20 protein-coding genes are annotated in these 19,754 nt (G+C 69.4%); 12 read left to right on the forward strand and 8 right to left on the reverse strand.

Annotation, left to right across the window (positions count from 1 at the left end; genetic code table 11):
* Nucleotides 1-165: 165 nt before the first annotated feature.
* From ACESK8_RS10240 to ACESK8_RS10250, 3 genes are read right to left on the reverse strand one after another with little or no spacing between them, the layout of a single operon-like run.
* Complete coding sequence (locus ACESK8_RS10240; RefSeq protein WP_372968498.1) at nucleotides 166-1,143, reverse strand: NUDIX domain-containing protein; 978 nt, start codon at nucleotides 1,141-1,143, stop codon at nucleotides 166-168.
* Nucleotides 1,140-3,305: an RNA degradosome polyphosphate kinase gene (locus ACESK8_RS10245; protein WP_372968499.1), complete on the reverse strand. Its 2,166-nt coding sequence runs from the start codon at nucleotides 3,303-3,305 to the stop codon at nucleotides 1,140-1,142. The genes ACESK8_RS10240 and ACESK8_RS10245 overlap by 4 nt, the downstream gene beginning before the upstream one ends.
* A gap of 54 nt (nucleotides 3,306-3,359) precedes the next feature.
* On the reverse strand, nucleotides 3,360-4,043 hold the full coding sequence (locus tag ACESK8_RS10250; protein ID WP_372968500.1) for a winged-helix domain-containing protein: 684 nt from the start codon (nucleotides 4,041-4,043) through the stop codon (nucleotides 3,360-3,362).
* A 74-nt stretch (nucleotides 4,044-4,117) separates the two neighbouring features.
* Between ACESK8_RS10250 and ACESK8_RS10255 the strand changes: the two genes are divergently transcribed.
* From ACESK8_RS10255 to ACESK8_RS10265, 3 genes are all read left to right on the forward strand, one after another.
* A complete protein-coding gene (locus ACESK8_RS10255; RefSeq protein WP_372968501.1) occupies nucleotides 4,118-4,405 on the forward strand; it encodes a hypothetical protein in 288 nt (95 codons plus the stop codon).
* 167 nt (nucleotides 4,406-4,572) lie between these two features.
* Entirely contained in the window at nucleotides 4,573-5,175 is a 603-nt protein-coding gene (locus ACESK8_RS10260) for an FABP family protein (protein ID WP_372968502.1), read from the forward strand.
* A 1-nt stretch (nucleotide 5,176) separates the two neighbouring features.
* Entirely contained in the window at nucleotides 5,177-6,298 is a 1,122-nt protein-coding gene (locus tag ACESK8_RS10265) for a folate-binding protein YgfZ (RefSeq protein WP_372968503.1), read from the forward strand.
* Nucleotides 6,299-6,321: 23 nt separating this feature from the next.
* On the opposite strand, the gene ACESK8_RS10270 is transcribed toward ACESK8_RS10265, so the two are convergent.
* The gene (locus ACESK8_RS10270) at nucleotides 6,322-7,146 is read right to left on the reverse strand and encodes a class I SAM-dependent methyltransferase (RefSeq protein ID WP_372968504.1); all 825 of its coding nucleotides are present in this window, start codon (nucleotides 7,144-7,146) and stop codon (nucleotides 6,322-6,324) included.
* Nucleotides 7,147-7,206: 60 nt separating this feature from the next.
* On the opposite strand from ACESK8_RS10270, the gene ACESK8_RS10275 reads away from it, so the two are divergent.
* Nucleotides 7,207-7,956 (forward strand): phosphoglyceromutase, encoded by a 750-nt coding sequence (locus tag ACESK8_RS10275; protein ID WP_060926592.1) that lies wholly within the window; start codon nucleotides 7,207-7,209, stop codon nucleotides 7,954-7,956.
* A gap of 63 nt (nucleotides 7,957-8,019) precedes the next feature.
* Here ACESK8_RS10275 and phoU read toward each other — a convergent pair whose 3' ends face one another.
* Nucleotides 8,020-8,718: a phosphate signaling complex protein PhoU gene (phoU, locus tag ACESK8_RS10280; protein ID WP_060926593.1), complete on the reverse strand. Its 699-nt coding sequence runs from the start codon at nucleotides 8,716-8,718 to the stop codon at nucleotides 8,020-8,022.
* Between the two features lie 221 nt (nucleotides 8,719-8,939).
* On the opposite strand from phoU, the gene ACESK8_RS10285 reads away from it, so the two are divergent.
* Together ACESK8_RS10285 and ACESK8_RS10290 are read left to right on the forward strand one after the other, a co-directional pair.
* Nucleotides 8,940-10,157 (forward strand): sensor histidine kinase, encoded by a 1,218-nt coding sequence (locus ACESK8_RS10285; protein WP_372968505.1) that lies wholly within the window; start codon nucleotides 8,940-8,942, stop codon nucleotides 10,155-10,157.
* Nucleotides 10,154-10,837, forward strand: a complete 684-nt coding sequence (locus tag ACESK8_RS10290) for a response regulator (RefSeq protein WP_372968506.1) — start codon at nucleotides 10,154-10,156, stop codon at nucleotides 10,835-10,837. Before ACESK8_RS10285 ends, ACESK8_RS10290 begins: the two co-directional genes overlap by 4 nt.
* 91 nt (nucleotides 10,838-10,928) lie before the next feature.
* Here the strand turns inward: ACESK8_RS10290 and ACESK8_RS10295 are convergent, their stop codons facing one another.
* Nucleotides 10,929-11,468, reverse strand: coding sequence for a DNA modification methylase (locus tag ACESK8_RS10295; protein ID WP_372968507.1), 540 nt, complete (start codon nucleotides 11,466-11,468; stop codon nucleotides 10,929-10,931).
* Between the two features lie 136 nt (nucleotides 11,469-11,604).
* On the opposite strand from ACESK8_RS10295, the gene ACESK8_RS10300 reads away from it, so the two are divergent.
* From ACESK8_RS10300 to ACESK8_RS10325, 6 genes are all read left to right on the forward strand, one after another.
* On the forward strand, nucleotides 11,605-12,087 hold the full coding sequence (locus tag ACESK8_RS10300; protein ID WP_056312597.1) for a CarD family transcriptional regulator: 483 nt from the start codon (nucleotides 11,605-11,607) through the stop codon (nucleotides 12,085-12,087).
* 73 nt (nucleotides 12,088-12,160) lie between these two features.
* Nucleotides 12,161-13,390, forward strand: coding sequence for a 2-C-methyl-D-erythritol 4-phosphate cytidylyltransferase (gene ispD / locus ACESK8_RS10305; RefSeq protein ID WP_372968513.1), 1,230 nt, complete (start codon nucleotides 12,161-12,163; stop codon nucleotides 13,388-13,390).
* A gap of 91 nt (nucleotides 13,391-13,481) precedes the next feature.
* Complete coding sequence (locus ACESK8_RS10310) at nucleotides 13,482-14,072, forward strand: short chain dehydrogenase (protein ID WP_372968508.1); 591 nt, start codon at nucleotides 13,482-13,484, stop codon at nucleotides 14,070-14,072.
* Between the two features lie 72 nt (nucleotides 14,073-14,144).
* A complete protein-coding gene (gene cysS, locus ACESK8_RS10315) occupies nucleotides 14,145-15,548 on the forward strand; it encodes a cysteine--tRNA ligase (RefSeq protein WP_372968509.1) in 1,404 nt (467 codons plus the stop codon).
* Entirely contained in the window at nucleotides 15,541-16,548 is a 1,008-nt protein-coding gene (gene rlmB, locus ACESK8_RS10320; RefSeq protein ID WP_372968510.1) for a 23S rRNA (guanosine(2251)-2'-O)-methyltransferase RlmB, read from the forward strand. The genes cysS and rlmB overlap by 8 nt, the downstream gene beginning before the upstream one ends.
* Nucleotides 16,549-16,562: 14 nt before the next feature.
* A complete protein-coding gene (locus ACESK8_RS10325) occupies nucleotides 16,563-17,204 on the forward strand; it encodes an NAD(P)-dependent oxidoreductase (RefSeq protein WP_372968511.1) in 642 nt (213 codons plus the stop codon).
* 5 nt (nucleotides 17,205-17,209) lie between these two features.
* Here the strand turns inward: ACESK8_RS10325 and ACESK8_RS10330 are convergent, their stop codons facing one another.
* Entirely contained in the window at nucleotides 17,210-18,517 is a 1,308-nt protein-coding gene (locus ACESK8_RS10330) for a DUF4032 domain-containing protein (RefSeq protein WP_372968512.1), read from the reverse strand.
* A gap of 78 nt (nucleotides 18,518-18,595) precedes the next feature.
* Entirely contained in the window at nucleotides 18,596-19,699 is a 1,104-nt protein-coding gene (locus tag ACESK8_RS10335) for an ABC transporter ATP-binding protein (protein ID WP_060926602.1), read from the reverse strand.
* Between the last annotated feature and the right edge of the window lie 55 nt (nucleotides 19,700-19,754).

Raw genomic sequence — 19,754 nt, forward strand, 5'->3', positions numbered from 1 at the left:
TCCTTCGATCTTTGATGGGTGGGGCCCGGTGCAGGGCACACAGTGACGCTAAGTGCGGCGGTTAACGAGACTCTCCCGCGCAGGTGAACGGAAGGTGAACGGCGGTCGACTCTCTGGGGCGGATGCCAGAGGGCACACGGGTGCGCGGCAGCCGCGAGCGTGCCGTCAGACCTTGGGGATGTGCGTCTCGATCGCGATGATCCCCGACCCTGGGTGCGAGGCAGAGACGTGCACGACCGAGAAGGCGGCCGGTTCGAGGTCGGCCGCGCTGTTCACGTACGACCCCCGGATCGTGCCGGTGGCGAGCGCGATCTCGGTCAGGATGCCGGGGAGCACCGGCCCGTGGCTGCACAGCACTGCGGGCTTGCCGGCACGGACCCGTCGTCCGATCACGGAGCGCAGGTCGTCCTGACCGTCCTCCCAGGCGTCCTGGCTGATCTTCTCGGTCTTGACGGGTTTGCGTTCCAGTGCCTTCGCGAGCGGGGCGACCGTCTGCACACAGCGCACCGCGTCGCTGGTGATGATCTTGCGCACGCCGAAGGCGCGCAGGGGGCCGACGATCGACTTCGCCTGCTCGCGCCCGCGGGAGGTCAGCGGGCGCGCGGCATCCGCACCGTCCCAGTCCGACCGTGCGAGCGCCTTCGCGTGACGCAGCGCGATGATCGGGAACGTGCGCAGCGCGCCGTCCTCGACCAGCTTCTCGAAGAAGTCCAGGATCTCCAGGTCCACCGGGTAGCTGAGTCGCGCGCGGGCCTTCTTCAGGCTGACCCATTCGAGCGCGGCGATCTCGCGATTGGGCACGAAGGTCGAGGCGCGGATGGCGTCGGGGGTCGCCTCGGCGGCCCAGTAGTGCACGACCTTCTGCTTGCTGGAGGGCAGGTGATAGCGGCTCACCCCGACCGGCACGCCGAGGGAGACGCGGATGCCGGTCTCCTCGTGCACCTCGCGCACCGCGGTCTCCGCGAGCATCTCGCCGGGGTCGACCTTGCCCTTGGGCAGCGTGATGTCACGGTACTTCGTGCGATGGATCAGCAGGATCCTCAGCTTGTCGTCGACGATCCGCCAGACGACGGCTCCGGCCGCGTACACGGCCTTGTCCGTCCACTTCGACCGCTCCGTCTCGGCGGTCGACGGCCGGCTCATCGGACCGCCCGTGCGCGACGGCGCCGCTGGATCAACCCCATGGTCTTGTCCTGCAGGTCGATCAGGGGCTTGCCGTCGGCATCCTCGGCGTGCCGCGTCCAGACGCCCTCGGCCCCCAGATGCCAGGACGTGGTGCCGGGGTCCATCGCGAGGTCGAAGAAGTCGAGCAGGTCCTTGAGGTGCACGGGATCGGTGACCCGCACCAGAGCTTCGACGCGGCGGTCGAGGTTGCGGTGCATCATGTCGGCGCTGCCGATGTAGACCTGCGGGTCGCCATCGTTGTGGAAGGCGAAGATGCGCGAGTGCTCCAGGTAGCGGCCGAGGATGCTGCGCACCGTGATGTTGTCGCTGATGCCGTCGAGGTCTGTGCGCAGGCTGCAGATGCCGCGCACCCACACGTCGACCTTCACTCCGGCGGCGCTCGCGCGGTACAGCGCGTCGATGACCTCCTCGTCGACCATCGAGTTCACCTTGATGCGGATGCCGGCGGGCTTGCCCTCCTCCGCGTTGCGGCGCTCGTGGTCGATCTGGCGGATGAGTCCCTTGCGCAGGTGCAGGGGAGCGACGAGGAGTCGCTTGAACTTCTTCTCGATCGCGTAGCCGCTGAGCTCGTTGAACAGTCGCGTGAGGTCCTTGCCGACCTGAGCGTCGGTGGTGAACAGCCCGAAGTCCTCGTAGATGCGGCTGGTCTTCGGGTTGTAGTTGCCGGTGCCGATGTGCGAGTAGTGGCGCAGCACGCCGTCCTCCTCGCGGATCACCAGCGCGAGCTTGCAGTGGGTCTTCAGGCCCACCAGGCCGTAGACCACGTGCACGCCGGCCTTCTCGAGCTTGCGGGCCCAGACGATGTTGTTGGCCTCGTCGAAGCGCGCCTTGACCTCGACCAGTGCGAGGACCTGCTTGCCCGCCTCTGCGGCGTTGATCAGCGCCTCCACGATGGGGCTGTCGCCCGAGGTGCGATAGAGGGTCTGCTTGATGGCGAGCACGTGGGGGTCGCGCGCGGCCTGCTCGAGGAACGAGACGACGCTCGTGGTGAACGACTCGTACGGGTGGTGCACGAGCACGTCCGACTTGCGGATCGCCTTGAAGATGTCGGCCCTGGTGTTGCTGCCGGTGGGCTGGAAGGCGACCGCCGTGGTCGGCAGGTGCGGCGGGTACCGCAGGTCGGGGCGGTCGATCCTAGACAGGTCGAACAGGCCGCGCAGGTCGAGCGGTCCGGGGAGCCGGTAGATCTCCTGGTCGGTGATCTCGAGCTCGCGCACGAGGAGGTCCATCGTGACCTCGTCCATGTCGTCCGTGATCTCGAGGCGGATCGGCGGGCCGAAGCGACGTCGGAGCAGCTCGGCCTCGAGGGCCTGGATGAGGTTCTCGCTCTCGTCCTCCTCGATCTCGACGTCCTCGTTGCGGGTCAGGCGGAAGGCATGGTGGTCGAGCACCTCCATGCCGGGGAAGAGATCGCCGAGGTGGTTCGCGATGAGCTCCTCGAGGGTGAGGAAGCGCTTGATCTCGCCGGACCCGGGAACCTCGACGAAGCGGGGCAGCATCGGCGGCACCTTGAGGCGGGCGAACTCCTGACGCCCGGTGCGGGCGTTGCGGATGCGGATCGCCAGGTTCAGCGAGAGGCCGGAGATGTACGGGAACGGATGCGCGGGGTCGACCGCGAGCGGCATCAGCACGGGGAAGACCTGAGCGCCGAAGTACTCGGACAGCTTCGAGCGCTCGTCGTCGGTGAGCTCGGACCACTCGGTGATCTCGATCCCGGATTCCGCGAGGGCCGGGCGCACGAGCGACTTCCAGGCCTCGGCGTGGCGCAGCTGCAGCGCGTGGGCCTCGCGGGCGATGTCGGCGAGAGCGTCGGCGGGGGAGCGGCCGATGTTGGTCGGGACGGCGAGCCCCGTCACGATACGACGCTTCAACCCGGCGACGCGCACCATGAAGAACTCGTCGAGGTTGCTCGCGAAGATGGCGAGGAAGTTCGCGCGCTCGAGTTCCGGCAGCGACGGATCCTCGGCGAGCTCGAGCACACGCTGGTTGAACGCGAGCCAGCTCAGCTCGCGATCGAGGTAGCGGTGGTCGGGGAGGAGTGCGTCCGGCGACTCGATGGCGTCGAAGTCGTCGTCTTCTGCGTCACCGAGACCTGCGTCGGCGAGTGCGGGATCGATCATGGGGTACATCTAAGCACCGTGAGATGACGCACGCGTGAACGGGCGCCGGATCCGTCACAGTGCGGCGGGCACCGTCTCGTCGTCGTACACGTTGAATCGGTACCCGACGTTGCGCACGGTGCCGATGATCTGCTCCTGGTCGCCGAGCTTCGCGCGCAGGCGTCGCACGTGCACGTCCACCGTCCTGGTGCCGCCGAAGTAGTCGTATCCCCACACCTCGCTGAGCAGCTGCTCGCGGGTGAACACGCGAGACGGATGCGTGGCAAGGAAGTGCAGGAGCTGGAACTCCTTGTAGGTGAGATCGAGCGGACGACCGCGCAGCTTCGCGGAGTAGGACTGCTCGTCGATCGTGACGCCCGAGGCCTGGACCCTGGAGGGCTCCGCGACCTCATCACGGCGGGCGAGGGCCAGGCGGACCCTGGCATCCGTCTCGGCCGGACCGGCGGTGGAGAGCAGCACGTCGTCGATGCCCCATTCGCCGGAGAGGGCGCTCATGCCGCCCTCGGTGACGACGAGCAGCAGCGGGGCATCCTGTCCCGTCGCGCGCAGCAGCCGGCACAGCGACTTGGCCCCGACGAGATCGGTGCGGCCGTCGACGATCACGATGTCGTAGTCGGGGGCGCTCACCAACTGGGCCGGCTCCGCCGGGATCTGGCGCACACGGTGACTGAGCAGTTCGAGAGCGGGCAGCACCTGCGCCGTCAGTGGAGCATGGGTCAACACCAGGACCTGAGCCACACGCACTCCTTCCGCACGGCGGGGGGAACGCCGTGCGGCAATGATACCGGGCGCTGATGGGTCACAATGGAGTCATGTCGCAACCAGCGCTCGCACCGCGTAACGCGTTCGTCGGCGTGCTCGTCGTCTGGGCGGTCGCCTTCCTCGCCGCGATCGCGGTGGGCATCTTCGTCGCCGAGGAGTGGCGTGTGCCGTGGCTCCTCGTGGCGTTCGGCGGCGTCGTGCTGCTGTCCTTCGCGGTGCAGCTGCGCTACGGCCGCACGGAGGGGTTCATCTTCCGGGTCGGGGGCAGCGCTCTCGGCGCTCTCCTGCTGATGGGCGTCATCTCGGTCGGCTTCGGGCTCGCCGCCCTGGTCGCCTGACCCGCAGGCGAGACAGTCCTCCCGCGCGGAGGGTAAAGTGGTGCCCATGGACCTCATGGCGCTCGAACTCTTCTTCATCGGCCTGCTGGGCCTGGCGAGCCTCGCGATCGCGTTCGTCTCGGTCGTCGTGCTGCGCAACCTCTTCCGCGGTCAGCGCTGAGCGCACCGTGCTCGAGCTGCCCACCGATCTTCCCGCCGACCTCGCGCCGCTGGCGTGGCTCGTCGGCGTCTGGGAGGGAACCGGGGTCATCGACTACCCCGTCGGCGACGACCGTCTGCAGGGCGAGTTCACCCACCGGGTGAGCTTCAGCCATGACGGCGGACCCTTCCTGAACTACTCCGCGACGGCGACCTTCACGGGTGAGGACTCCGCGGTGTCCATCCCGCTCGTCGCCGAGACGGGCTTCTGGCGTCTGAGCCGTCCGGCGACCGACGCCGATCCGGGCCCAGGACTGCTGCCCCCGCGCGCCGAGCCGGTGGTGCGCACGGTCGACGACGTCGAGGCGCTGCGGGCCGCATCCGGCGGATTCCCGATCGAGGTGTCGATCGCGCACGCCGACGGGATGCTCGAGCTCTACCTCGGCGAGATCAACGGACCCCGCGTCGACATCGCCTCGGACGCGATCGTCCGTGCCGCGGGCGCGAAGGAGTACGGCGCGGCGACGCGGCTGTACGGCCTCGTCGACAACCACATGCTCTGGGCCTGGGACATCGCGGCTCTCGGCACTCCTATGCGGGCGCACGCGTCCGCGCGATTGGCCAAGGTCTGACATGACCGGTTTCAGCGACATCCCCGGCGCGGTGCGCAGCGACGACGGGATCGCCCACTTCGGCGACGCCTTCCGCGAGCAGCGCCGACTCGCCGCCGGCGCGGCCGTCGTGCCGCTCGACGACCGCACCGTCATCGAGGTCGCCGGCCCCGAACGACTCACCTGGCTCGACTCGATCACCTCGCAGGCGGTGGGTCGCCTCGCACCCGGCGAGAGCACCGAGCTGCTGGTGCTCGACCCCCAGGGGCGGGTGGAGCACGCGGCGGGCGTCGTGGACGACGGCTCGTCGACGTGGCTGATCGCCGACTCCGGCGACGCCGATGCCCTCGCGACCTGGCTGACCCGCATGAAGTTCCGCACGCAGGCCACGGTCGACGTGCGTCTGGACCTCGCGCTCCTCGGCTTCGTCGACGGCGGCACGGCGGCGCAGCGCGCGCTCGCCGCAGCATCCGCTCCGACCGGTGCTGCACTGGTCTGGGCCGACCCGTGGCAGCAGGTCAGCGCGGGCGGGCACCAGTACGCCGAGATCTCCGAGCACCCCGGTGCCGAGCTCGCATGGCGCGTCGCGATCGTCCAGAGGGATGCCGCCGATGCGCTCGCCTCGACCCTCTCGGCCGACGAGGTGGCGGGACTCCTCGCCGCCGAGGCTCTGCGGGTCGCCGCCTGGCGCCCCCGCTGGTCGGCGGAGGTCGACGAGCGCTCACTGCCGCACGAATCCGACTGGATCCGCACCGCCGTGCACCTGAACAAGGGCTGCTACCGCGGTCAGGAGACGGTCGCGAAGGTGCACAACCTCGGACACCCGCCGCGTCGCCTGGCCGCCCTGCACCTCGACGGCAGTGAAGCGGTGCTGCCGGCCGTCGGCGATGCCGTCTTCGCCGGCGACGACGAGGTCGGACACATCACCTCGGTCGCCAGACACCACGAGGACGGCCCGATCGCCCTCGCGATCCTGTCGCGACGGACGCCGGTCGGCGACCTCGTCGTCCGCGCCGAGGGGGCGGACATCGCCGCGACCCAGCAGGTGATCGTCCCGGCCGACGCGGGAGCCATGGCCGAAATCCCGCGCATCACGCGTCTGTCTCGGCGGCCCAGCGCACCGGACCCCCGCCAGGTCGGCTGAGCCGGCCCCACCGGACCCCGGAGTCAGATCAGCGGCGCCACCGCGCTCCACGGGAGCGTGAGCTCTCCGAGCCGCCAGCGGCTCCTGCCTCCGAGGACCGGCCAGCCCTGATCGCGCAGAGCCGAGACGACGGCGAGGAACCGCTGGGTCGCCCCGAATGTCGACAGCGACGCGGCGCGATCCCACTCGCGGTCGAGATCGACGAGCAGGGAGTGCACCCGCTCGCCCGGGATGTTGCGGTGGATCAGCGCCTTCGGCAGCCGTTCGGCGACGATGCTCGGATGCTCGAGCTCGGCCAGCCGCAGTGAGAGGGTGAGACGCAGCGGTGCCCCCGTGGGGTCCACGTCGACCCAGCTCGCGACACGGCCGATCTCGTCGCACGTGCCCTCGACCAGCAGTCCGCCGGTCGAGAGGCGGGACGCCATGGTCCGCCAGGCCGCGGCGACATCCGCCTCGTCGTACTGGCGCAGCACGTTCATGGCGCGGATCACCGCGGGACGCCGTCCTGAGGGGACCGGCACCTCGAAGCCGCCGCGCGCGAACGAGACCCGCAGGTCCCGTGCGAAGGGCGTGTGCCCCGCCCGCACCTCGGCGAGCTGCCCGTCGGCGGTGGCCACCCTCTCCTTGTCGAGCTCGAGGCCCCGCACCTCGGCGTCAGGCCGCACGCGTTGCAGGCGGGTCGCGAGCTCGAACGCGGTCACACCGCTCGCTCCGTAGCCCAGATCGATGACGAGCGGGTCGTCGGCGCGACGGAAGGCCGGGCTCGCCGCGATCCAGCGGTCGTTGCGGCGCAGGCGGTTCGTCCCGGTGGTGCCGCGGGTCGGCCGACCGAGAGGAGATGACGCCATGCGTCAATCCTCGCAGGGCCGCGGCATGGACGCGTCGACCTCCGCCGATAAACTGGGCCCATGACTGCGAAGCGCACCCTGATCCTGCTCCGTCACGGCCGGAGCGAGTGGAACGAACTGAACCTCTTCACCGGCTGGGTGGATGTCCGCCTGAACGAGCAGGGCAGGAACGAGGCCCGTCGCGGTGGCGAACTGCTGGCCGAGGCCGGCATCCTGCCCGACGTGCTGCACACGTCGCTGCTCAGCCGCGCCATCCAGACGGCGAACATCGCCCTCGACGCGGCCGACCGTCTGTGGATCCCCGTCACGCGCTCGTGGCGCCTGAACGAGCGTCACTACGGCGCTCTGCAGGGCAAGGACAAGGCGCAGACGCTCGAGGAGTTCGGCCCCGAGCAGTTCCAGCTGTGGCGTCGTTCGTTCGACGTGCCGCCGCCCCTGCTCGACGACGACAGCGAGTTCAGCCAGGTGAACGACGTGCGCTACGCCGGGATCGACGGCGAGGTGCCCCGCACCGAGTCGCTGAAGCTCGTCATCGATCGCCTGCTGCCGTACTGGGACAGCGCGATCGTCCCCGACCTCGAGGCAGGCAAGACGGTGCTCGTCACCGCGCACGGCAACTCGCTGCGCGGCCTCGTGAAGCACCTCGAGGGCATCAGCGACGAGGACATCGCCGAGCTGAACATCCCCACCGGCATTCCGCTCGTCTACGAGCTGGACGAGAACAACGTGCCCACGGGCCCCGGTCGCTACCTCGACCCCGAGGCCGCCGCGGCCGGAGCGGCAGCAGTCGCCGCGCAGGGCAAGAAGTAGCACGGTACGACGAAGGGGGCGGATGCTGACAGCATCCGCCCCCTTCTCGCGTCCGTCGAGGACTCAGGCGTGACCGAACTCCTGCTGCTGCTCGATCGCCAGAGGGATGTCCTCCTCCTCGATGCGCCAGTCGCCCGTGGCCAGGTAGATGACCTTCTTGGCGACGGCGACCGCGTGGTCGGCGAAGCGCTCGTGGTAGCGGCTGGCGAGCGTGGCATCGACCGTCGCGGTGGCCTCGCCCTTCCAGTTGTCGCTGAGCACCTTCTCGAAGACGCTGGCGTGCAGCTCGTCGATGTCGTCGTCGGTGTTGCGGATCGTGTCGGCGAGCTTCAGGTCCTGGGTGCGCAGGAGCTCCGAGAGCGTGCGGGAGATCTCGACGTCCAGCTCGCCCATCTTCGTGAAGGTGCCCTTGAGGCCCTTCGGGATGGCGCGCTCGGGGAAGCGCAGGCGCGCGAGCTGGGCGATGTGCTCGGACATGTCGCCCATGCGCTCGAGCGAGGCGCTGACGCGGAGCGCGGTGACGACGACGCGCAGGTCGCGTGCGACCGGCTGCTGCCTCGCCAGGATCTCGATGGCCTGCTCGTCGAGGGCGACGGCCAGAGCGTCGATCTTCGCGTCGTCCGCGATGACCTCCTCTGCCAGCTCCACGTCGCTCGTCGCGAACGAGCGGGTGGCCTTGTCGATCGAGACCGTGACGAGGTCGGCGATCTCCACGAGCTGGGACTGCAGGTCCTCGAGGGACTGATGGAAGACTTCGCGCATGTCGGCGCAACCTTTCGTTCGGGTCTCGACTGTGATGCCAGCGCGAGACGGCTGGTGCGTTCGCGCGGGAGGAGAGCTCAGCGCTCCCGCACAGGCCCGAGAGCGATTGTCTGCTCCGAAGGTTAACGAACGGTGCCCAGCACGTGAATAGTACTTCTCGCGTCGGCGTGAGGGCCGGTGAACCCGCCGAATCGCAGGTGAACGCACTCTACGCTGGGGATATGACCCTGCCGCAGATCGCGCTGCTCGCGTTGGCCGCGGGACTCGTGATCGGCGTCGGCCTCTCGCTCCTGGTGGCCTGGGCGTACCGCGCGAGAGCCCGCGTCGCCGACGAGACCTCTCTCGTGGTCCCGGAGGGCGTGACGGCGGTGCTCGGCAGCATGGACGACGCCGCCTGCGTGGTGGATTCCTCCGGACTCGTCCTCGCCGTGTCGAAGGCGGCGACCCGCTTCGGCATCGAGGTGGGTTCTCCGCTGGAGAACCCCGAGCTGCGTCAGCTCGTGCGGGGCGGGCGCGCAGAGGGCGGCTCGGCCACCGAGTCGCTGCGGCTCACCCGAGGCGGACTCAGTCTCGACCCGCGCCTGGTGTCGGCACGCGCGAGTGTGATCAGCCCGCGCATGATCCTGCTGATCATCAGGGACGTCACCGAGCAGGAGCGTCTCGACCAGATGCGCCGCGACTTCGTCGCCAACACCAGCCACGAGCTCAAGACCCCGGTGGGTGCCGTCACCCTGCTGGCCGAGGCGATCGAGTCGGCGGCCGACGACCCCGCGCAGGTCCGCCACTTCGCGACGCGCATCTCCGCCGAGGCCTCGCGTCTGGGGCAGCTGACCGGCCGCATCATGAGCCTGTCCCGCCTGCAGGCCGAGGATGCTCTCTCCGACGTGCGTCCCGTCGCGATCGACGAGGTACTCGCGACGGCTCTCGAAGCCCACGTCGTGCAGGCCGATTCCGCCGGCGTCGAGATCGCCCGCGGCGGAGATCGCGGCGTGTGGGTCCGAGGCGACTCGCAGATCCTCATCGAGGCCTTCGGCAACCTCATCGCCAACGCCATCGCGTACTCGCCACGAGGATCCCGCGTCGGCATCGGCGTGAAGGCCGAGGAGGGCGTCGTCGAGATCGCCGTCTCCGATCAGGGAATCGGGATCGCCGAGGGCGACCGGGAGCGCATCTTCGAGCGCTTCTACCGAGCGGACGAGGCCCGCTCCCGCCGCACCGGCGGCACCGGCCGCGGGCTCTCGATCGTCAAGCACGCCACCCAGCGACACGGCGGCGAGGTGCGGCTGTGGTCACGCCCCGGCCGCGGATCGACCTTCACCATCCGACTTCCGAGGATCGACGCTCCACCGAGCATCGACAAGGACAAGAAGAGCAAGAAGAAGCGCGAGCGCAAAGAGGCGAAGGCCTCCGCTCGCGTCCGAAACGGAGAGAACGCATGACCCGCATCCTTCTGGTCGAGGACGAGCCCGACCTGGCCGAGCCGCTCGCCTACCTCCTGCGCCGTGAGGGGTACGAGGTCGAGATCGCAGAGGACGGCCCCGGCGCCCTCACGGCGTTCCGCGAGCGCGGGGCCGACGTCGTGCTGCTCGACCTGATGCTCCCCGGCATGCCGGGCACCGAGGTGTGCCGGCAGATCCGCTCGACCTCCGCCGTGCCGATCATCATGGTCACCGCGAAGGACTCCGAGGTCGACATCGTGGTGGGCCTCGAGCTCGGCGCCGACGACTACGTCACCAAGCCCTACTCGTCGCGAGAGCTGCTCGCCAGGATGCGGGCCGTGCTGCGCCGCGTGGTCCAGGCCGACAGCGAGCTCGACGAGCGGGTCCTCGACGGGGGACGCGTCTCGCTCGACATCGACCGCCACACGGTCTCGGTCGCCGGTCAGCAGATCAACATGCCGTTGAAGGAGTTCGAGCTGCTCGAGGTGCTGATGCGCAATTCCGGTCGCGTCCTGACCCGGGGTCAGCTGATCGACCGGGTGTGGGGGAGCGACTACTTCGGCGACACGAAGACGCTCGACGTGCACATCAAGCGCATCCGCTCGCGCATTGAGGAGAACCCGGGTGAGCCGGTGATGCTCGTCACCGTGCGCGGCCTGGGATATCGCTTCGAGGGCTGAGTAGGGCTGAGCGTCGCTGCGCTCTCCCTGACGACCGAAGAGGCCGACACCCCGCGGGGTGTCGGCCTCTTCGGTCAGCGTGCGCTGTGGATCAGTTCTCGGGAGCCGGTGCTGCCGTGTCGGTCGGCATCGGCGTGGGCTCCGGCGTGCTCTCGGTCATGTCGGGCACGAGGTCGGCGTAGTACGGCAGCGAGCCGTCGAGCACAGGGACCTGCGTCTTGGTTCCGGCGCCGTCGCCGGACTGGAAGTGGATCTCGACGGTCGCGCCCGGCTTCGTGTCGAGTCCGACGATACGCAGCGGCTCGTCGTCGCCACCGAGGCTGATGGTCTTGCCGGCCGGCACCTGGACGGTGAGCGGGTCGTCTTCGACGCCCGAGACCGTGATCGTCAGTGTCGCCTTGTCGGAGGTCGGGTTGACGATCGCGCCGACGAAGTTGCCGACGGAGCCGTCTTCGGTCGCGACGACGAAGGCATTGCGCACGTCGATGGGGCCGTCCTTGTCTGAGACGTTGACGCCGTCGGAGGCGGAGTATTCGATCGTCGTCGCCTGCGGCGAGATGAACGTGCAGCCCGTCGCGCCGAGAAGAACGAGGGCGCTGATGGCGGCAGACGCAACAAGGCGCGATTTCACGGGTCCTCCTGAGGTCCGACGGGATATCCGCATCCCATTCTATGCGTATGCGAGGTGCGGCCAGAGGACGCGGCGGCGCGAACCTTAGCGCATGTCCCCTGTGGTATCCTTGAGGTTGCCGAAAGGACACGTTTTTATGCTTTTTGAGGTTGGCGAAACTGTCGTCTATCCGCATCACGGTGCTGCGACCATCATCGAGGTCAAGGAACGCATCATCAAGGGTGAGGCGAAGAAGTATCTGAAGCTCAACGTCACCCAGGGGGACCTCATCATCGAGGTGCCCGCTGAGAACGTCGATCTTGTGGGAGTCCGCGATGTGATCGGCCGGGAGGGCCTCGATCATGTGTTCGAGGTGCTTCGTGCTCCGTTCACGGAAGAGCCCACGAACTGGTCGCGTCGTTACAAGGCGAACCTCGAGAAGCTCGCCTCCGGCGACGTGATCAAGGTGAGCGAGGTCGTGCGCGACCTGTGGCGTCGGGATCAGGACCGCGGTCTGTCGGCGGGTGAGAAGCGGATGCTGGCCAAGGCGCGTCAGATCCTCATCTCCGAGCTGGCTCTCGCAGAGAAGACCGACGAGGACAAGGCGAGCGCACTGCTCGACGAGGTTCTCGCGTCCTGAGTGGATCGAGACGAGGCGGATGCTCCGGCATCCGCCTTTTTTCGTGCGCGCCGGTAACGTGAACAGGGTGAGCATGCTTCCCGTCCCCGACACCGCGATCATCGTCGTCGCCGCCGGCTCCGGCACGAGGCTGGATGCCGGAGCGCCCAAGGCGTTCGTCGGCATCGACGGCCACTCGATCCTCCGCCACGCGCTGGAAGGGGTCTTCGCTGCAGCGCCCGCCCAGGTGATCGTCGTGGCCCCGGCCGGATTCGAGGGCGATGCCGAGACCGAGCTGCGGGCGACGGCGGGCGAGCGCCGAGAGCTGGGCCGAGTGGTGACCGGGGGCGACACCCGCCAGCGGTCGGTGGCCGCGGGCCTCGCCGCGCTGTGGGGCGACGTGACCACGGTGCTGGTGCATGACGCCGCGCGGGCGTTGACTCCGCCCGCCGTCATCGACCGCGTGGCGGATGCCGTCGACGGTGTCGTCGGGGTCATCCCGACCCTTCCGGTGGTCGACACGCTCAAGCGCGTCGACGGCGCGGCGATCGTCGGTCCCGTCGATCGCGACGAGCTGGCGGCGGCCCAGACCCCGCAGGGATTCCCGCGCGCACTGCTCGAGTCCGCGTATGCGGCGGCGCTCGCGTCCGGCATCGAGTACACCGACGACGCGGCGCTGTATGCCGCAGCCGGCCACCGGGTCGGTCGTATCCCCGGTGACGACCGGGGATTCAAGATCACGACGCCGGCCGATCTCGAGCGCGCGAGGCAGCTGCTGGCTGCCGCCGGGACCGCGGCTGGAGCCGCCGCGGGATCCGCCGTCGCGGCAGCCGATCCGCCGCCGCGGGGGAGTCATCCCCGCATCGGCCTGGGGACGGACGTGCACGCGTTCGGCGGTGACGGCGATCTCTGGCTCGCCGGGCTCGCCTGGCCGGGGGAGCCCGCCCTCTCCGGGCATTCGGACGGCGATGCCGTGGCGCACGCGATCGTCGACGCCCTGCTGGGCGCCGCCGGCCTCGGCGACATCGGCGAGCACTTCGGAACAGCGCATCCGGAGTATGCGGGCGCGCACGCCGAGGTGTTCCTGGCTCGCACCCGGGAGCTGCTGTCGGAGGCGGGGTTCGCGATCGGCAACGTCTCGGCCCAGCTCCAGGGCAATCGTCCCCGCTTCAGTGGGCGCCGGGCGGAGGCCGAGCGGGTGCTGTCCACCGCACTCGGGGGAGCGCCGGTCTCGGTCACCGCGACCACCACCGACGGGCTGGGCTTCACGGGCCGGGGCGAGGGGATCGCGGTCACCGCCGTCGCGATGATCCATCCGCTGTGACGGAGGGGTCCGCGCGGCGGGGAATGCCCCGGCATCCGCACTCGTTGTCGCAGGAGGTCGTGCGGTCGTCGCACACGGAGAGGGAGGCATCATGAGGATTCTCGTCATCGGAGCCGGAGGGCAGGTCGGGCGTACCGCGGTCGAGGCCCTGGACGGCCACGAGGTCGTGGCGGCCTCTCGGAGCAGCGAGCCGTCGGTCGACATCACCGATCCGACCTCGATCGAGCGTCTCTTCGCCTCCACCGGACAGGTGGATGCCGTGATCGTCGCCGTCGGCGAGGTCCCGTTCCGTCCGCTCGCCGATCTCTCCCATGCCGACTACGAGTCGGCGTTCCGCGGCAAGGTGCTGTCGCAGCTCGATGTCGTCCGCATCGGCACCCCGTATGTGCGCGACGGCGGGTCGATCACCCTCACCTCCGGCATCCTGTCGCGCGAGCCGATCGCCACCGGCGCCGCCGCCTCGCTCGCGAACGGCGCCGTCGAGTCGTACGTCCGCGCCGCGGCGACCGAGCTCCCGCGCGGCATCCGCATCAACGCGGTCAGCCCCTCGGTGCTCGAGGACGCCCCGGGGTACCACTCGTCGTTCCCCGGCTTCGTGCCGGTGTCGTCGCACCGCGTGGGGCAGGCGTTCGTGAAGAGCGTGCTCGGCGTGCAGACCGGGCAGGTGTTCCCGGTCGACTGAGCCGGATGCGTCCCGATCTGCGGCCGGGGTCACACCCAGTCAACGCGACCGGCCGCCCGGTAGGCTTGTGCGGTGACTCTCCGCCTCTATGACACCCGCGCGCAGCAGCTGCGGGACTTCGTGCCTCTCGATCCCGAGAACATCACGATGTACGTCTGTGGCGCCACCGTGCAGTCGGGTCCCCACATCGGGCACGTCCGGGCTGCTCTGAGCTTCGATCTGCTCCGCCGCTGGCTGACGCACCGGTACGGTCGGGTCACGTTCGTGCGCAACGTCACGGACATCGACGACAAGGTGCTCGCGAACGCGACCGACGCCGAGCCGTGGTGGGCGCTGGCCTATCGGATGGAGCGGGAGTTCACCGCCGCATATGCCGGGATCGGCATCCTCGCGCCGACGTACGAGCCGCGGGCGACAGCGTCGATCCCGCAGATGCAGGAGATCATCGCGACCTTGATCGAGGGCGGTCACGCGTACCCTGCCCCGGACGGTTCCGGAGACGTCTACTTCGACGTGCGGTCCTGGTCGGACTACGGATCGCTGACGAACCAGTCCGTCGACGCGATGGAGGCGGCGGAGGACGCCGACCCCCGAGGCAAGCGCGCTCCGCAGGACTTCGCCCTCTGGAAGGGCGCGAAGGCCGGAGAGCAGGCGGATGCCACGTGGCAGTCGCCCTGGGGAGCAGGTCGCCCCGGATGGCACATCGAATGCTCCGCCATGGCGAAGCGGTACCTCGGCGCGGAGTTCGACATCCACGGCGGCGGACTCGACCTGCGCTTCCCGCACCACGAGAACGAGCTCGCGCAGTCGACCGCGGCCGGAGACGGCTTCGCCCGCTACTGGGTGCACAACGGCCTCGTGACGGTCGGCGGCCAGAAGATGTCGAAGTCTCTCGGCAACTTCACCCTCGCCGCCGACGTGCTCGCCGAACGCGATCCGCAGGTGGTCCGCTACGCGCTGGCGGCCGCGCACTACCGCTCGAGCCTCGACCTCTCCGAGTCGTCCTGGACCGAGGCGGAGGCGGCACTCGGTCGCATCCGCACGTTCGTCGAGCGCGCCGAGCGCATGCTTCCGCACACGGTCGACGGGGCGGGGCGGACACCGGTGCCCGAGGCCTTCGCCGCCGCGATGGACGACGACCTCGGCATCCCGCAGGCTCTCGGAGTCGTGCACGACACCGTGCGCGCCGGCAATGCGGCACTCGATGCCGCTGACCTCGACGGTGCGGCGACGGCGAGGCACCAGGTGCTCGCGATGCTCGACGTGCTCGGATTCGACCGCGTCGGTGCGGCATCGGCAGACGGTGCACAGGCATCCGCTCTCGATGTGCTCGTGCGCACGATGATCACCCAGCGCGCCCAGGCGCGCGCTGACAAGGACTGGGCGGCGGCCGATCGCATCCGAGATGCGATCGCCGCCGCAGGAATCACGCTGGAGGATTCTCCGGCCGGAACTCATTGGAGTATCGATGGCTAAGCCACAGCGCCCCGGCGCAAGCAACGGCAAGAAGAAGGGCCCCACCAAGGGCACCGGCGGACTCGGACGCAAGTCCCTCGAGGGTCGCGGACCGACGCCCAAGGCGGAGGACCGCGCCTGGCACCCCGCGGGCAAGCGCAAGGCCGCCGCCGAGCGCTACGCCGCCTCGGGCGGCAAGGGCAAGCCCGGGCAGCAGCGTCAGACGGGCGGGAGCCCGAACCGCTCCGCCCGTGCGAAGGACAACACCACGGATGTCGAGGTCGTCACCGGCCGCAACTCGGTGCTCGAGGCGCTGCGGGCGAAGATCCCCGCGTCCGCGTTCTACATCGCGCAGCGCGTCGAGATGGACGACCGGGTCAAGGAGATGCTGTCTATCGCGACGAACCGCGGCATCCCGGTGCTCGAGGTGACACGTCAGGAGCTCGACCGCATGGCCGGCTTCGACGGTGTGCACCAGGGCGTCGCCGTCAAGGTTCCTCCGTACGAGTACGCGCACCCGCAGGATCTGCTCGAGGCCGTCATCGACAAGGGCGAGGTCCCGCTGTTCGTCGCCCTCGACGGCATCACCGATCCGCGCAACCTCGGAGCGATCATCCGCTCGACGGGCGCCTTCGGCGGCCACGGCATCATCCTGCCGCAGCGTCGCTCGGCGGGAGTGAACTCCGCGGCCTGGAAGACCAGCGCCGGAGCGGCCGCTCGCGTGCCCGTCGCGCTGGCGACCAACCTCACCACGCAGCTCAAGGAGTTCAAGAAGCAGGGCGTCTTCGTGCTCGGCCTCGACGGCGACGGCGACGTGATGCTCCCCGAGCTGCAGCTGGCCGACCGTCCTGTCGTGATCGTCACGGGGTCGGAGGGCAAGGGCCTCTCCCGACTGGTGGCCGAGACGTGCGACCAGATCGTGTCGATCCCGATCTCGGCCGTGACCGAGTCGCTGAACGCGGGTATCGCGACGTCCGTCGCGCTGTACCAGGTGTCGACCATCCGCAACGCCAAGAAGTAGGGGAGAAGCGCATCATGGCTCGAATCGTCGTGCTCGGAGGAACCGGCTACGCCGGCCGTCACATCGTGTCCGAGGCGGTGAGCCGCGGTCATGACGTGATCGCGATCTCGCGCAGCACCCCGACGGACGGGGTCGAAGGCGCCTCGTACGTCCAGGGCTCCGCGCTCGACACCTCCTCGCTCGCCAACGCGTTCGACGGAGCGGATGCCGTGGTCTCGGCCCTCTCGCCGCGAGGCGACATGACCGACCAGGTGCTCGAGGCGCTCACCAACGTCATCGCCGAGCTCGCGGACACGAGCACCCGCCTCGGAGTCGTCGGCGGTGCCGGCGGAAGCCTGGTGGCGCCTGAGGGCCCGCGCCTGTTCGATCTCGACTTCCCCGAAGAGTACAAGCACGAGGCGCAGGTCGGCATCGACTCGCTCGCGCTGCTCGAGTCGACAGACGCGTCGCTGGACTGGTTCTTCATCCACCCGGCCGAGGTTTTCGGACCGTGGGCCGAGGGCGAGCGCACCGGTCACTACCGTGACGGCGGCGACGTGCTGGTGCGGGATGCCGAGGGCAAGTCGTTCATCTCCGGTGCCGATTTCGCGGTCGCCGTCGTCGACGAGATCGAGCGTCCGGCCCACCGCCGCGGTCGCTTCACCGTCGGCTACTGAACGGGTCAGACGAGGTCGCGCCAGTCGACCTCGTCGTCCTCGTCGTCTGACACCGGGTTCGCACCGGTGATGACGGGCAGGCTCATCGTCTCGGTGGGCGGCCCCATGATCGTGGCCTCGTCGCGCCGGTGCCGCAGCACCTCCTTGACGTAGCTGGTCAGCACCTCGGCGAGCGGCACGGAGCGCCCCTGCGCCTGAGACAGGTACCAGCGGTGCTCCAGCACCTGGTGGAACACCTCGGCGGGCTCGAGCTTCGCCCGCAGCTCGTAGGGGATCGCGCGCACGACGGGCTCGAACACGCGGGTGAGCCACTCGTGCGCGTACATCTCCTCGTCGGCCCATTGCTTCGTCGACCGGGCGCGGAACTCGTCGAGGTCGTTGAGCAGGCGGCGCGCCTGGTTCTCCTCGACGTCCAGGCCGGTGAGGCGGATCAGACGGCGCTGGTGATGGCCCGCGTCGACGACCTTCGGCTGGATCTCGACGACCGTCCCGTCGGAGGTGGTCGACATCGACATCTCGTCGATGTCGAACCCGAGCGCGTTGAGGCGTTCGACCCGCTCCGTGATCCGCCAGGTCTCCGCGGCGGAGAAGGACTCCTGGGCGGTCAGCTCCGCCCACAGCGACCGGTACGACGACACGATGCCGTCGGCGATCGCGATCGCGTCGACGCCGTGTTCGAGACGTCCGCCGGCGGCGAGGTCCATGACCTCCCCGGCTATGTTCGTGCGGGCGAGGTCGAGGTCGTAGGCGCGCTGGCCGTCGGTGAGGCCCTCCTCGTGCAGCTCACCCGTCTCGGCATCGACCAGGTACGCGGCGAACGCACCGGCGTCACGGCGGAACAGCGTGTTCGACAGCGACACGTCGCCCCAGTAGAACCCGACGTTGTGCAGCCGCACCAGGAGGACGGCGAGAGCGTCGACGAGCCGGTTGGCCGTGTCCGGGCGCAGCACCCGGGTGAAGAGCGCGCGGTAGGGCATCGAGAACCGCAGGTGCGAGGTGACGAGGGCGGCAGGCAGCGGCTCGCCGTCTGCATCCGTCCGTCCGGCGATCACGGCGACGCGGTCGACGCACGGGACGTCCAGGCGAGCGAGGTTGCCCAGCATCTCGTACTCGCGCCTGGCCATCTCGTCGGTCGTCTCCTTGACGGCGACGACCCGACCGGACAGGTCGGCGAACCGCACCAGGTGCCGGGAGAGGCCCTTCGGGAGCGACACGATCTTCTCGGACGGCCACTTCGCGAGCGGCGTCGACCAGGGCAGGGCCAGCAGGCCGGGGTCGATCGAGCTCGCGGTGATCCGCAGCGCATCCTGCATGACTCTCCAGGGGGTGGGGGTGAAACCAGAAGCGGCGCGGGCGACCGAAGTCTGCCCGCGCCGCGTCAGTGGATCCGATCAGGCGGAGACGATCGGCTTGTCGTTCAGACGGACACCCGACTCGATGTCGAAGGCGTGCACGTGGCCCGCGTTCGCGGCGAGGGTGACGGTCTCACCCGCGTTGGGGTGGCTGCGGCCGTCGACGCGGGCGACGAGGTCGGCGCGCTTTCCGTTGATCTCGGTGTGGCCGTAGAGGTAGCCGTCTGCGCCGAGCTCCTCGACGAGGTCGACGACGACCGAGAGGCCCTTGCCGTCGGCGGGGCCGACGGTGATGTCCTCGGGGCGCACACCGACGGTGACCTGCGAGCCGTTCGCACGACCCACGGTGTCGCGGTCGAGCGGGACGACCTCGGTGCCGAAGCGCACGCCGCCGTCGGCGAGGTCCGCGCTGAACAGGTTCATCGCGGGGGAGCCGATGAAGCCGGCGACGAACACGTTCTCGGGCTTCTCGTACAGGTCGCGCGGCGTGCCGACCTGCTGCAGCAGACCGTCCTTGAGCACGGCGATGCGGTCACCCATGGTGAGAGCCTCGGTCTGGTCGTGCGTGACGTAGACCGTAGTGACGCCGAGACGACGCTGCAGCGACGCGATCTGCGTACGGGTCTGCACACGCAGCTTGGCGTCGAGGTTCGACAGCGGCTCGTCCATGAGGAAGACCTGCGGCTGACGCACGATGGCGCGGCCCATGGCGACGCGCTGACGCTGACCACCGGAGAGCGCCTTCGGCTTGCGGGTCAGGTACTCCTCGAGGTCGAGCAGCTTGGCGGCCTCGAGCACGCGGGTGGCGCGCTCTTCCTTGCCGACGCCGGCGATCTTGAGCGCGAAGCCCATGTTCTCGGCGACCGTCATGTGCGGGTACAGCGCGTAGTTCTGGAAGACCATCGCGATGTCGCGGTCCTTCGGGGGCACGTCGGTGACGTCGCGGTCACCGATGAGGATGCGTCCCGCGTTGACCTCTTCGAGGCCGGCGAGCATACGCAGCGAGGTGGACTTACCGCAGCCCGAGGGGCCGACGAGAACGAGGAATTCGCCATCGGCGACCTCGAGGTTCAGCTTGTCGACAGCCGGGCGGGTTCCGCCGGGGTAGAGGCGGGTGGCCTCGTCGAAAGTCACAGATGCCATTGTGTTTCTCCTTCACCGGCAGGTACGTGCCGGACGATCCGTAGTGATAGAGCGG

It is taken from the genome of Microbacterium sp. (assembly GCF_041641055.1).
Lineage (GTDB): Bacteria > Actinomycetota > Actinomycetes > Actinomycetales > Microbacteriaceae > Microbacterium.

Coding starts and splice junctions, on each gene's coding strand:
- ACESK8_RS10240 (WP_372968498.1), bottom strand. CDS start 1,143: ATGAGCCGGCCGTCGACCGCCGAGACGGAGCGGTCGAAGTGGACGGAC.
- ACESK8_RS10335 (WP_060926602.1), bottom strand. CDS start 19,699: ATGGCATCTGTGACTTTCGACGAGGCCACCCGCCTCTACCCCGGCGGA.
- ACESK8_RS10270 (WP_372968504.1), bottom strand. CDS start 7,146: ATGGCGTCATCTCCTCTCGGTCGGCCGACCCGCGGCACCACCGGGACG.
- ACESK8_RS10325 (WP_372968511.1), top strand. CDS start 16,563: ATGGCTCGAATCGTCGTGCTCGGAGGAACCGGCTACGCCGGCCGTCAC.
- phoU (WP_060926593.1), bottom strand. CDS start 8,718: ATGCGCGAAGTCTTCCATCAGTCCCTCGAGGACCTGCAGTCCCAGCTC.
- ACESK8_RS10265 (WP_372968503.1), top strand. CDS start 5,177: ATGACCGGTTTCAGCGACATCCCCGGCGCGGTGCGCAGCGACGACGGG.
- ACESK8_RS10300 (WP_056312597.1), top strand. CDS start 11,605: ATGCTTTTTGAGGTTGGCGAAACTGTCGTCTATCCGCATCACGGTGCT.
- ACESK8_RS10255 (WP_372968501.1), top strand. CDS start 4,118: ATGTCGCAACCAGCGCTCGCACCGCGTAACGCGTTCGTCGGCGTGCTC.
- ACESK8_RS10245 (WP_372968499.1), bottom strand. CDS start 3,305: ATGATCGATCCCGCACTCGCCGACGCAGGTCTCGGTGACGCAGAAGAC.
- ACESK8_RS10275 (WP_060926592.1), top strand. CDS start 7,207: ATGACTGCGAAGCGCACCCTGATCCTGCTCCGTCACGGCCGGAGCGAG.
- rlmB (WP_372968510.1), top strand. CDS start 15,541: ATGGCTAAGCCACAGCGCCCCGGCGCAAGCAACGGCAAGAAGAAGGGC.
- ACESK8_RS10285 (WP_372968505.1), top strand. CDS start 8,940: ATGACCCTGCCGCAGATCGCGCTGCTCGCGTTGGCCGCGGGACTCGTG.
- ispD (WP_372968513.1), top strand. CDS start 12,161: ATGCTTCCCGTCCCCGACACCGCGATCATCGTCGTCGCCGCCGGCTCC.
- ACESK8_RS10290 (WP_372968506.1), top strand. CDS start 10,154: ATGACCCGCATCCTTCTGGTCGAGGACGAGCCCGACCTGGCCGAGCCG.
- ACESK8_RS10310 (WP_372968508.1), top strand. CDS start 13,482: ATGAGGATTCTCGTCATCGGAGCCGGAGGGCAGGTCGGGCGTACCGCG.
- ACESK8_RS10330 (WP_372968512.1), bottom strand. CDS start 18,517: ATGCAGGATGCGCTGCGGATCACCGCGAGCTCGATCGACCCCGGCCTG.